Genomic DNA, 12415 nt, shown 5'->3' on the forward strand with positions numbered 1-12415 from the left:
AGTAGATTCAACAACTTAATATCTTGATATTAACGCTTTTGAATATTATCTCATTCAGAAATCCGAAAAAATTCTACTGTCGCGTATAATTGTTTGTTAAATGAGGTTCGTTTCCTTGGGCGTCCCAAAATTTTAGGTGTTTCCCGTTTTAAAAGTACTCGCGGTTGATGGTACTACAATTGTTTTGTTAGTGCAATTGTAAAGGTAAGGCGGTGAGTGGCCTTACTACCTTATTAAAAACTTTCCATTAAGTTTTGTTTTCGTGTTAGGGAGTATTATTTGAATTAGCTATCAATACCACCTTCTCCCGCCTGCCTTTCTCAGTTGCACTGACTCATTATTTTCTAACAAAACTGCTAACTCTATGAAAGTAAAAAAGCTAGTTGGGATGTTTGTGTTAATGCTCTTAGGCATAACTACCGCGAGGTCCCAAGAAAAAACAATTACAGGTACGATCATTGATCAAGCCGGAATACCGCTACCCGGTGTTAACATTTTGGTTGACGGTACCACCACAGGAACACAATCCGATTTTGATGGGAATTACTCCATCTTGGCCAGTGTTGGCCAAACATTGGTCTATACTTATATAGGTCAAAAACCTGAACGACGACTCGTAGGTGCTGCGAACGTGATTAACCTTCAGATGGAGGAAGATGCACAAGCACTTGAAGAAGTTGTGGTAACGGCATTAGGTATTAAAAGGGAGAAACAAGCCCTTGGGTACGCCGTTGCTGAAGTAAGTTCAGAACAATTGGAGGAAAAAGCCGAAGGTGACTTGGGAAGGGTCCTTATGGGTAAGGCTTCTGGTGTGAACATTACACAGCAAAGCGGATTATCCGGATCAGGTACCAACATTATTATACGTGGCTACAATTCCTTTAGTCAAAGTAATCAGCCGCTCTTTATTGTAGATGGTGTACCATTTAATGGAGATACCAACGCCTCTGGTAGACAGGGTTCGAGACAAGATTTCATAAATGGGAATAATGGTTCAAGTAGATTTTTGGATTTGGACCCCAATAGTATTGAAAGTGTAAACGTGTTAAAAGGCCTTGCCGCTTCCACCCTTTATGGTTCTTTAGGACGAAATGGTGTAATCTTGATTACAACTAAAGCAGGTGCCGGGGGTGATGGAGCCAAGAAAACAGAAATTACTGTAAACACTTCCCTGTTTTTTAATGAAATCGCTTCCACACCAGAGTACCAAAATCAATATGGTAATGGTTTTGACCAATCATTTGGTTGGTTCTTTAGTAACTGGGGGCCAAGTTTCGATCGCGAAGGGATATCGGGTTGGGGCAATAGCTCTGCTTTTGATGCACAAGGAACTTTGCCACACCCATATTCTATCTCTGCAGCTGGGCAACAAGCTTTTCCAGAGTTTGCCAATGCGAGATACGAATGGAGGCCGTACGATAGTTTTGGAGATTTCTTCAAAACAGGGACCGTTACCAATCTATCCGTTAATGTGAGCGGAGCTTCGGATGATGGGAAGGTGTCTTACAATGCCAACTACGGACATCTAAAAGACTTAGGATTTACGCCAGGAAATAGTTTGAATAGAAACAATTTTGGTGTTGGGGGTCGTGCCGTGCTTAGTAACAAATTTACCGTTACTGGTGCTATGAATTTTTCACGTACTAAATTTATTTCCCCTCCTGTGGCGCTTAGTCAAGGTAATGGTGCTACAGGCTCAGGTTCTTCCGTTTTTGGGGATCTATTCTTTACGCCAAGAAGTATTGATGTTGTTGGGCTGCCATTCCAAAGCCCTATTGACGGTAGGAGTATTTACTATAGAAATGGTAACGATATCCAGCACCCCTTGTGGACGGCAAACAACGCTGGAACCGAACAAGAAACCAATCGTGTGTTTGGTAATATGGGCTTACAATATCAAATCAATGATAATTTGAATGTAATCTATAGAGTCGGATTGGATGTGTACAGCGAGAATAATCTTAACTATCAAAACAAAGGAGGTATTAATGGTAATGTACCACAACCTCGATTGGCTAGTGGGATCTATGAAACTTGGAACAACACCAATACAATTTGGGACCACAACTTGGCCTTGAATGGTGACTACGATATTACCGAAATGATCGGTACAACCTTCAATGTAGGTGTCAACGGTAGAAGAGAGATATTCAATCAAAGTGGTGTTGCCAGTGATGCCCAACAAGTATTTGGGGTACTTAGACACTTCAACTTTTTAAATCAGAATGAAATTCAAGGAACGTCAGAAAGAAACTTAGTTGGATTCTACGGCCAAGTAGAAATGGATTATGACAACTATGTGTATTTGACGGTTGCGGGAAGAAATGATTGGGTCTCTAATTTGTCAACGGCAAACAGATCATTGTTTTATCCAAGTGCCAGTTTGTCTTTTGTACCTACAACTGCATTTGAAGGATTAAAAAGTGAGAATGTCCTGAACTATTTAAAAATTAGAGCAGGTTATGGTACTTCTGCTGGTTTCCCTGATGCCAATTCAGATAATTTTCCGGTGGCCAATAGGCTAAACTTGGATACACAGGATTTTCAGGGTCCAAATGGAACAAATACGGTTTCCAATACCAGTCCACTTACTTTGGGTAATCCCAATTTAAAACCTGAACGTGTTGATGAAATTGAATTGGGAATAGAATCGAGATGGTGGGATGGCCGTATTACTTTGGATGCTTCCATATACGAGCGTACCACCACAGATTTGATTGTTCAGCAACCACTGGATCCTTCATCTGGTTATTTCAGAACAAACACCAATGTTGGTGAAATCAAAGGTCAAGGTGTTGAAGTTGATTTAGGTTTGAACTTCTTTAGAAGTCAAGAACCGGGTGGATTCAATTGGAGTACGAACATCAATTTTACAGCCAATGAATCGGAAGTAACAGATTTAGGTCAAGAAACGGATTTAATCGTTTATTCCGGTTTTGGAAACTTGGGTAATGCAGCGATTGAGGGTGAGCCTTTGGGTATTATCTATGGTAGTAGGATTCTTAGGGATGATGCTGGCAACTTTGTAGTTAATGCAATCGGGGATTATGTTCAGGATTCCCAGGATGGAGTCATTGGTGACCCCAACCCTGATTTTGTGGCCAACATCAATAACACTTTTTCATATAAGAACTTCAGCTTGGGCTTTCAGTTCAACTGGACACAAGGCGGAGACATATGGTCCAGTACTATTTCCACCCTGCTGGGTAGAGGGTTGATCGTTGAGACGATTGATCGTGAGAACACTTTTGTTCTACCAGGTGTACAGCAAAGTGATGGACGCGTCAATGACGTTCAGATCAATAACTCAGATTATTATTTCAACAACATTTTGGGGAATATATCCGAGCTGCAAATTTTCGATGCAACCGTGCTGCGATTGCAAGAAGTTACACTGGGTTATTCGCTTCCCAAGAAATTCTTGGAGGATACGCCATTTGGTGCACTATCATTTACCCTTTCCGGTTTCAATCTTTGGTACGATGCGATCAATACGCCTGACGGTGCCAACTTTGACCCGAATACATCGGGGACTGGAGTAGGTAATGGATTTGGATTCGATTTCCTAAATGGGCCAAGTTCAAGACGATATGGATTCAGTGTAAAAGCAACCTTCTAAAAAAAATAACATGAAAATAAGAAGCAAACATATTATTCGAGGTCTTTTTGCAGGAGTTCTGATCCTAATGACCTCATGTGAAGTTACAGAGTTGGATTTAACAAACGACCCTAACTTTTTAACTCCAGAGCAGGCCTCTCCGGATTTCTTTATTAGCTCTATCCAAGAGGACTTTGCAAGACACTTGGATGGGGATGTCGCAGGTGATCCCAATGATAATTTTGTCACCGGTGGATTTCAGTTTGGTGATGGATTGTCGCCTTTGGGTATGGAACTTACGCGGGTAATGCAAATGAGTAGTAGGGATTATGAAAGTACATACCAAGATTCGGATGTGGATGATGAGTGGGACAATGCTTATCGGGGAGTTCTTTTTGATATAAGACTAATGACGCCCTTGGCCGAAGAAGCAGGTTTGACCCGTCATTTGGGGATTGCACAGTTTATTGAAGCCTATATCATTTCGTCTTTGGTGGATTTCTTTGGGGACATTCCCTATACCGAAGCCGTACAAGCACCTGAAATTGTTAATCCGATTTTAGATAGTGGGCAATCCGTGTATCAGGCGGCGCAAACCTTATTGGATCAGGCAATTGTCAATTTTACCAATACGGCCTCGGCTACGCCAGCGGTAGAATTTTTCTATAACAATGATTATTCAAAGTGGGTTAAGGCGGCCAATACGTTAAAAATGAAACTGTATCTGCAAACGCGTTTGGTAGACCCAGGTGCTGTAGTGGCTTTTAATGCTATTGTGAATTCCGGAGACTTTATCTCGGATTCTGCCGATGACTTTGATTTTCAATGGCCTGGCACGAGTGCTGCACAACCAGATAATAGGCACCCCCGTTATGGGCTTAACTATGTGTCCAATGGACCTGGGGATTACGCCTCCAATTGGTTGATGAATCAAATGATGGTGAACAATGACCCTAGGATGCGTTATTATTTCTACCGCCAAACCAATGCAGTTCCCGGGGTAGAAATAGATCCAGATGAACAGACCTTACGTTGTTCATTGCAGACACCTCCAGCACATTATACGAATGGTGGATTTACCTTTTGTAACCTTCCTAACGGATATTGGGGTAGGGACCATGGTGATGACGAAGGTACGCCTCCTGACGGGCCGGTTCGAACGACTTGGGGAGTGTATCCTGCAGGTGGTCGTTTTGATGATGATAGTTTCAGTCCTGTGGCCCAACCTACGGACCCATTATCCAATGGCGGTGGTGGATTGGGAATTACACCGATCTTGGATGCATTTATGGTAGATTTCTGGAGGGCGGAAATGGCCTTAGTAGAAGGGAATACGGCGGTAGCCCAAGGATTCCTAGAAGCTGGTATGACCAAGCAAATTGCAAAGGTGACTGCTGCTTCTGCTGTAGATCCAAATGCGGATCTGTCTTTTGAACCTTCTGCTACGGATGTGACTGATTTTATCAATACCGTGGTTGCGGATTTTGCTGCTGCTACAGGTGATGACCAATGGAACATATTGGCTGAAAACTATTTTGTTTCCCATTATGGAAATGGAATAGAAACGTACAATTTTTATCGGAGAACAGGATTTCCAAACAGTTTACAGCCCAATAGGGAACCTGATCCAGGAAGTTTTCCGAGGTCAATGTTCTATCCAAATCAGGCGGTCACCTCCAACTCCAACATTACACAGAAAGCCAATCTTGCGGTTCAAGTGTTTTGGGATAACAATCCAGCTGGACCAACATTTCCGGCATCAAACTAATCATAACAATGAAAGTTAAAAAACGTATTATGAGAAAAATAAGCACATATATAATGCTCGTTGTAGGGTTGGTTACGGCTTTATCCTGTACCGAGGAGAAAATTGTCGATGATGTTCAAGCTACGGTAGGGCGCGGTTTGGTTTTAAGAACTGTGGCTAATCTAAGTACAACATACAACTTACTTGATCCTTCGTCCACTTTTGGAGTTACTTTGGAGGCTCAAGATGAGGAAAATGGAGGACTGTTGTCAGAGGTGCGGGTATTTGCACAATTCGTGGACAATACGATCGAAAATGACAATAACGAATCATCTGCAGAGACATTGGTGGTCACATTGCCAACTTCTGCCTTTAGTACAGGGCCTTTTGGATTTCCAAGAGCTGATTTGGTAGTTACCTTGAATGAGGCACTAACAAGCACTGGTACGGATTTTTCAACCGTAGATGGTGGGGATGCTATTAGTTTTCGTCTAGAAGCCTTGTTGACCGATGGTAGGGTGTTTACGAACAATGCAGCTGGAACTGTGGCTAATGGTTCGTTCTTTTCATCACCGTTCGCCTATTCGGCAGGAATTAACTGTATTCCAGTAACCCCTGTTACCGGGGATTATCAGTTGGATATGACAGATACTTTCGGTGACGGATGGGATGGTGCCTTTATAACTGTGAATATAGATGGTACGACCACGGATTACACCATTGCAGCTGGAGGTGCGGCATCGTTTACCATTTCCGTTCCGGCAGGAACCACAGAACTTGTATTTACGTATACACCCGGTAATTTTGAAGCCGAGCATCTATTTGTTTTACTGGCGCCGTCAGGCGAAGTGGCGGCAGCCGGAGGACCTGGCCCTACACCAGGTGAAATTGTATTGAATATTTGTTCCTAATAGTAGTAAATTAATCTTTGGAGGAGCCACCTTTAGGTGGCTCTTTTTTTGCATAAAACTGGGTCTTGTCACATCTTTTTATTTGCTTTGCAAAATGATTGCCACAATTTGCAGAAAAGCACATTTTAATGCCGCTCATAGGTTGCATAACCCGAATTGGAGTGATGCGAAGAACAAGGAGGTTTTTGGAAAATGCAATAGCCCAAGTTTTCACGGTCATAATTTTGATTTGGAGGTAAGAGTTCGGGGTGAAGTAGATCCAGATACAGGATTTGTTATGGATTTGGCAGTTTTAGGCGGGCTGATCCACGATGAAATTGAGGAACGTTTTGATCATAAAAACCTGAATGAGGATTGCCCGGAGTTTAGTCACGGATTGCCTACAACCGAATATTTTGTGAAAGTCATTTATGATATCTTGAAACCTAAACTCACAACCGGACAGTTATTGCATATTACATTGCATGAGACACAAAAGAATTCGGCAGAGTATGGTGATTGGTAACATTTTTACGATATTGCACCGCTTTTAAGGGATATTAGCTCAGTTGGTTTAGAGCGCTGCCTTGACAGGGCAGAGGTCACTGGTTCGAATCCAGTATATCCCACTTTTAAATGCTTATTGCGCAGGTTTGGGATTTGCCAAACCATCTCACTCTATTTTTTGCCGCTAGTTTATAGATGTTATCCCGAATAACTTTTGGGACTAGCGCAAGTGCACTCCCAATTATTGCCCACTGCGGAATTTTGGAAAGGATACGTAAAAATCCATCGGAAAGGGTGTGTTCGCCATGCTCGTCAAAAAGAATTACAGTTTCTAGGGTGTTGGTGGCATAGCCATTTTGTTGCAACAATTGCTTTCCCATTGGAGACTGAAACGGAATCATCTGAAATTGACCATTTGGGGCATATGCCAAAAGCCAACCAACAACTCCATTGCATAAATTACATTCTCCGTCAAAAACAATAACATTTCTTTCCATGGCATATTGGTTTTGGAGTATTGGTCGGACCAAATCCAATGCCATTCCAAGTTTATGTTTTATTTAAGATTTTAAAATAAATCCAAGGTTCGTTCCAAAGCCATTCCTCTGGAACCTTTGATCAAGACCGTTCCTTTTCGAGGGACATTGCCTTTCAGGTAGGATTCAAAACTGTCATAGGAGTCAAATTGATGGAAGTCAGTTTGCGTTCTGGAAAAATTTTCCCCAACCAAAAATACATTGGAAAAACCAAGGGATGTTGCTAGATCCACAATACCTTGATGTTCCTTTTTTGCGTCTTCACCCAATTCGAACATGTCGCCAAGTATCAATGTTTTGAAATCAGATTGCATGCCTTTTAAGTTTTCAATAGCGACCTTCATGCTAGACGGATTCGCGTTGTACGCATCCAGTATGATTTCCAAGCCATTTTTTTCTATGATCTGCGAACGATTGTTTTTTGGCTGGTAAGATTCTAAAGCAGCTTTAATTTTAGCAGTAGGCACGTTGAAATATTTGCCGATAACTACGGCAGCACAACAATTGGTGAAATTATACCTCCCGATCAATTGTGTTTTTACTTTTAATCCTTCAAAAGTGAATTGAACAAAGGGGTCAGCATCTACATAATTTATATTGAAGTATTGTGGATTTTCAGTGCTGTAACCAATTTTCTTCACATAAGACCCCAGTTTTTCAAGTTGGATGGGATCATCTGCATTCATGAAAATGTGCTTATTGTTTTCAATGAGGTGATCGTATAATTCGCTTTTACCTTTAATTACACCTTCAATTCCACCAAAACCTTCTAAATGTGCTTTTCCAAAATTGGTAATGTAACCATAGTCGGGTTGGGCTATACCACATAAAAAGTCAATTTCTTTTTGATGGTTGGCTCCCATCTCAACAATAGCTATTTCAGTTTCATTTGTTATGGATAATAGGGTTAGGGGAACACCAATGTGATTGTTTAAATTTCCTAGGGTTGCTATGGTATTATAGGATTGCGATAGTACCGAATGAATTAATTCTTTAGATGTGGTTTTTCCGTTACTTCCAGTTAAGGAAACAACTTTAGCCTTAGATTGCTTTCTATGGTAGGTGGATAGTTTTTGCAAGGTGGTCAAAACATCTTCCACAAGTATATGCTTTTCAGAAGTGTTGAATTTTTCCTCGTCCACTAGGGCATAGGCAGCACCGTTTTCAAGGGCTCTATCCGCAAATTCATTTCCATTGAAATTGGGTCCTTTTAATGCGAAGAAAAGGCAATCTTTAGAAATTTTCCGGGTATCTGTGCAAATGGTAGGATGCGCTAAGAAAAGCTGGTGCAATTGTTCCAAATTCATGGGTCGAAGATAAAAAAAAAGCCCCGATTTAATCGGGGCTTTAGATGCTTTCAAGTTCTTATTTGGAGGCCTTTTTATGACGGACTGTTTTGTTTTTAGATTTGGATTTTGAACCAACTCTTGACATGGCGCATCTAAATCCAATATCATCCGTAGCCATATATTGTGGCATATATCTTCTTTGCGCTGGATCTAACCAGAATGCTCTATCTCTCCATGAACCTCCCTTGTATACACGAACTTCGTCGTTAATAAGTGATGTTCTGTAGTTTGATGTATCGTACTGGCGAATCAAATTACCAGTGGAATCACGTTCTACTTTGTGCTTAGGCGAATCATACATCATCCTGTTATTGGATTCATCACTGAATCTCTCAAAGAATCTTGAAGAACCAGCATCGCCATCTCTGTACCCTCTGTTGTCACTGGAGTCGAAATTGGTTCTTAAATAGGTCTCTTCTTCAGTAACCGGAACCATTTCAATTTCACCTGGTAAGTTCATCGCAACGATTTTACCGTTAGGAAGTGTATCATACTTGATTTCGTCCTTAAGTACTTTAACTTTTCCGTCTTCACCAATAGCTTTTTTCAAGAATATGTTACCACGATAGTAGTTGAAATCACTAATCTCGTCATCTACAATTGGACGATAAACATCAGCTACCCATTCGGAAACATTTCCAGCCATATCGTAAAGACCAAAATCATTGGGTTTGTATGATTTTACTTCTGCAGTAATATCCGCACCGTCGTCAGACCAACCTGCTATTCCGCCGTAATCACCTTTGGCTTGTTTGAAGTTTGCCAATTGATCACCACGACCAACACGTTGTCCGTTTCTGGTGTAATCACCTTCCCATGGGTATTTCTTTCTACCACGGTAATTGTTGTACTCTCTTGACCCTATAAGTGCTTGGGCGGCATATTCCCATTCAGTCTCGGTTGGGAGTCTGTATTCTGGCATGATCACACCGCTGCTTCTTTTAGCATAAACATTGATGGAATCACGTTTTTGTTTTCCTTGAAGGGAATCTATCTGACCGCCGTATACACTTTGGGGATTGTTCAAATACGCTTCGGTACTGAAGGTTTCACTGATTTCACCGTTTAACACCTTGTACTTGGCATCCTGGGCCAAATAGCCTTCTCTTTCCAACATAGCCTCATTTACCCTATCGGTTCGCCACTCGGCATATTGGGATGCCTGAACCCAGTTAACACCAACTACAGGATATTCAGCATATGCTGGATGTCTTAAGTAGTTGTTGGTCATGGTCTCATTAAAACCTAAACGGTTTCTCCATACCAATGTATCCGGAAGTGCACCGTGGTAAATATTTCTATAATTTGGGTTTTCAGGAGGATAAACCGCTTTCAAGTAATCCAAGTACTCCAAATACATAACATTGGTAACCTCGGTTTCATCCATATAAAAAGACTGTACGTGCTGCTGGGTTGGAGTATTGTTCCAATCATGCATGATATCATCCTGAACTTTACCCTTGGTAAATGTTCCGCCCTCAATAAAGACAGTACCAGGAGGTGTCTCCTGCTCTTTGAAATCTGAATTGAATTGGAACCCACCCTCCTTGGCGTTGATTTTCCATCCAGTTGCTCTAGAGACATTTTTGGATGAGGAAGATCCGGAGTTTTTACAACTGGTAAAACTTCCTACTATGACAGCACTAGAAAGTACAACTTTGATAAAGTGTTTTTTCATAATTTGGGCTTGAGTACTTTAAAATAAGGGCTTTGACCCCCTTAGCTACTTTAACTTGATTTTGATTTTAAATCCTTCAATGGCTTTAAAACGATGTTTTGACCATTATATTTTATCCCCGAAAAATAATTCTCAAGATCATTTGACGGATCACGGCTAATACTTAAACGCACTTACCCTTGGATTAGTATGGAATCCATCGGTTTTAACGCATTCTTGGATTCGTTTTTTCATGTGGGCGTAAATTTACCTTGGATGTAGCCAATTATTTATCAAAAAATAGTGCAGTTGGTACAAGAATTTTGGCAATTGGTCGTTAAGTTGTAATATGTCCATTAGATTTTTTAAATCTTTGTGGGCCTTAATGTTCACTAAACGCTAAAAACAAAAAATGAAAAAGTTACTATTATTGGTAGTGTTGCTTTGTCTTTCAGTAAGATTGAGTGCACAACAAGAAAGAGTAATTACAACAGCTGTCCCTTTCTTAACCATTGCTTCTGATGCTCGCGCATCTGGTATGGGTGACATGGGTGTTGCGACATCCTTTGACGCCTTCTCCCAACAATGGAATCCAGCAAAATTTGCATTTGCTACACAAAAATCAGGATTCGGTGCGAGTTACACCCCTTATTTGGAAAGTATCGTTAATGATGTTTCCCTGCTCAACGCTAGTTTTTACAACAAATTGAATGATAGAAGTGCATTCGCATTCAGTGTGCGCTATTTTGGGTTGGGTGAAATAGAACTTAGACAAACCATTGATGAGGATGCCACTTTGGTAAAGCCTAATGAATTTGCTATTGACGGTTCTTACTCACTTAAGTTGAGCCAGACCTTTTCCATGGCAGTTGCTGGTAGGTTTATAAGTTCAAATTTGAGGTTTCAGGATGGAGCGCAAGATTCGCAAGCTGCCAATTCTTTCGCTGTAGATGTTGCTGGTTTTTATCGTTCTAGGGAAATAGCATATAATAGTTTTGACGGACGTTGGAGAGCCGGATTCAATATCTCCAATCTTGGAGGGAAAATCCAGTATGACGAAGGCGGACAACAAAACTTTTTGCCAACAAACTTGAAGTTTGGAGGTGGTTTTGATTTCATATTTGATCAAGATAATATCCTTGCACTGCAAACCGAATTCAATAAATTATTGGTTCCAACCCCTCGAGACTTTACGGGTGATGGTTTGATTACTGCTGAGGATAACAACGAATACCAACAAATTAGTTTCTTGAGTGGCGTGTTCGAGTCTTTTGGAGATGCACCTGACGGCTTTAGTGAAGAGTTGAAAGAGATAACTTGGGCATTAGGAGCCGAGTATAGATATATGGAAGCTTTTATGTTGAGAGCTGGATATTTTAATGAAAGTGAGGTTAAAGGAGCACGACAGTTCTTCACACTTGGAGCAGGATTCAAATTCAAATCAGCTCAAATCGATCTATCGTATTTATTCTCTACTGCACAAGTAAGAAATCCATTGGAAAACACATTGCGTTTTTCGCTTACCTTCAATTTTGGAGAAGAGTTCCTAAACGATTAAGAATTGTTAATGAATATATTGAAAACCTGTCCTTGGACAGGTTTTCTTATTTTTGGGTATTACTTCCAAGTATGAAGAAACAGCAAATTGGCTTTGAGCTTTTCATATATGAAACTATCGAAGAGCTTTCACAAAACGAGCAAAAATTGTTAGTCGAGGCTGAGCGGGCACGTGAAAATGCTTATGCGCCGTATTCGAGTTTTAAAGTTGGCGCAGCTGTACTTTTAGACAATGGCGAAATTGTTATTGGTAACAATCAGGAAAATGCCTCCTATCCTTCAGGTCTATGTGCGGAACGAGTAGCTGTCTTTCAAGCCGGCGCCAAATATCCCGGAGTGCCTATAAATACAATTGTGATCACTGCTACATCCAAGGACTATGTGGTAGACAATCCAGCGGCTCCATGTGGCAATTGTAGGCAATCCATCATTGAGTATGAACAACGCCAAAAAAAGCCCATTGCTATTCTCTTAAGAGGTGAAACCGGACCTATCTACAAATGCAGTTCTATGGCAGATATTTTGCCCCTAGCATTTAGTAGTTCATTTTTGTCCGATTCTTAATCCATTTCTT

Annotated in this window: 9 protein-coding genes and 1 tRNA gene; 7 read left to right on the forward strand and 3 right to left on the reverse strand. The window is 41.0% G+C overall.

All coding sequences use genetic code 11. The features are described from left to right. Nucleotides 1-364 precede the first annotated feature (364 nt). The 5 genes from M3P19_RS00060 to M3P19_RS00080 all read left to right on the forward strand — a co-directional run bounded on the left by M3P19_RS00060 (nt 365) and on the right by M3P19_RS00080 (nt 6864). Entirely contained in the window at nt 365-3619 is a 3255-nt protein-coding gene (locus M3P19_RS00060) for a SusC/RagA family TonB-linked outer membrane protein (protein ID WP_249655570.1), read from the forward strand. 10 nt (nt 3620-3629) lie between these two features. Continuing rightward, the gene (locus M3P19_RS00065; RefSeq protein WP_249655571.1) at nt 3630-5366 is read left to right on the forward strand and encodes a SusD/RagB family nutrient-binding outer membrane lipoprotein; all 1737 of its coding nucleotides are present in this window, start codon (nt 3630-3632) and stop codon (nt 5364-5366) included. Nucleotides 5367-5395: 29 nt separating this feature from the next. Continuing rightward, nucleotides 5396-6256 carry a hypothetical protein gene (locus tag M3P19_RS00070; protein ID WP_249655572.1) on the forward strand — a complete coding sequence of 287 codons (861 nt, stop codon included), beginning with the start codon at nt 5396-5398 and terminating at the stop codon, nt 6254-6256. 94 nt (nt 6257-6350) lie between these two features. Next, a complete protein-coding gene (locus M3P19_RS00075) occupies nt 6351-6761 on the forward strand; it encodes a 6-carboxytetrahydropterin synthase (RefSeq protein WP_249655573.1) in 411 nt (136 codons plus the stop codon). A 28-nt stretch (nt 6762-6789) separates the two neighbouring features. Beyond that, nucleotides 6790-6864, forward strand: a tRNA-Val gene (locus tag M3P19_RS00080). 3 nt (nt 6865-6867) lie between these two features. On the opposite strand, the gene M3P19_RS00085 is transcribed toward M3P19_RS00080, so the two are convergent. Genes M3P19_RS00085 through gldJ form a run of 3 tightly spaced genes read right to left on the reverse strand, consistent with a single transcriptional unit; the run spans nt 6868 to nt 10305 of the window. Then, nucleotides 6868-7284: a thiol-disulfide oxidoreductase DCC family protein gene (locus M3P19_RS00085; protein ID WP_249655574.1), complete on the reverse strand. Its 417-nt coding sequence runs from the start codon at nt 7282-7284 to the stop codon at nt 6868-6870. A 26-nt stretch (nt 7285-7310) separates the two neighbouring features. Continuing rightward, nucleotides 7311-8585, reverse strand: a complete 1275-nt coding sequence (locus M3P19_RS00090) for a UDP-N-acetylmuramoyl-tripeptide--D-alanyl-D-alanine ligase (protein ID WP_249655575.1) — start codon at nt 8583-8585, stop codon at nt 7311-7313. Between the two features lie 58 nt (nt 8586-8643). Continuing rightward, nucleotides 8644-10305 carry a gliding motility lipoprotein GldJ gene (gldJ, locus tag M3P19_RS00095; protein ID WP_249655576.1) on the reverse strand — a complete coding sequence of 554 codons (1662 nt, stop codon included), beginning with the start codon at nt 10303-10305 and terminating at the stop codon, nt 8644-8646. Nucleotides 10306-10696: 391 nt separating this feature from the next. Between gldJ and porV the strand changes: the two genes are divergently transcribed. Beyond that, a complete protein-coding gene (porV, locus tag M3P19_RS00100; RefSeq protein ID WP_249655577.1) occupies nt 10697-11842 on the forward strand; it encodes a type IX secretion system outer membrane channel protein PorV in 1146 nt (381 codons plus the stop codon). A gap of 71 nt (nt 11843-11913) precedes the next feature. After that, nucleotides 11914-12405: a cytidine deaminase gene (gene cdd / locus M3P19_RS00105; protein ID WP_249655578.1), complete on the forward strand. Its 492-nt coding sequence runs from the start codon at nt 11914-11916 to the stop codon at nt 12403-12405. Nucleotides 12406-12415 lie beyond the last annotated feature (10 nt).

It is taken from the genome of Flagellimonas spongiicola, from assembly GCF_023502425.1.
Lineage (GTDB): Bacteria > Bacteroidota > Bacteroidia > Flavobacteriales > Flavobacteriaceae > Flagellimonas > Flagellimonas spongiicola.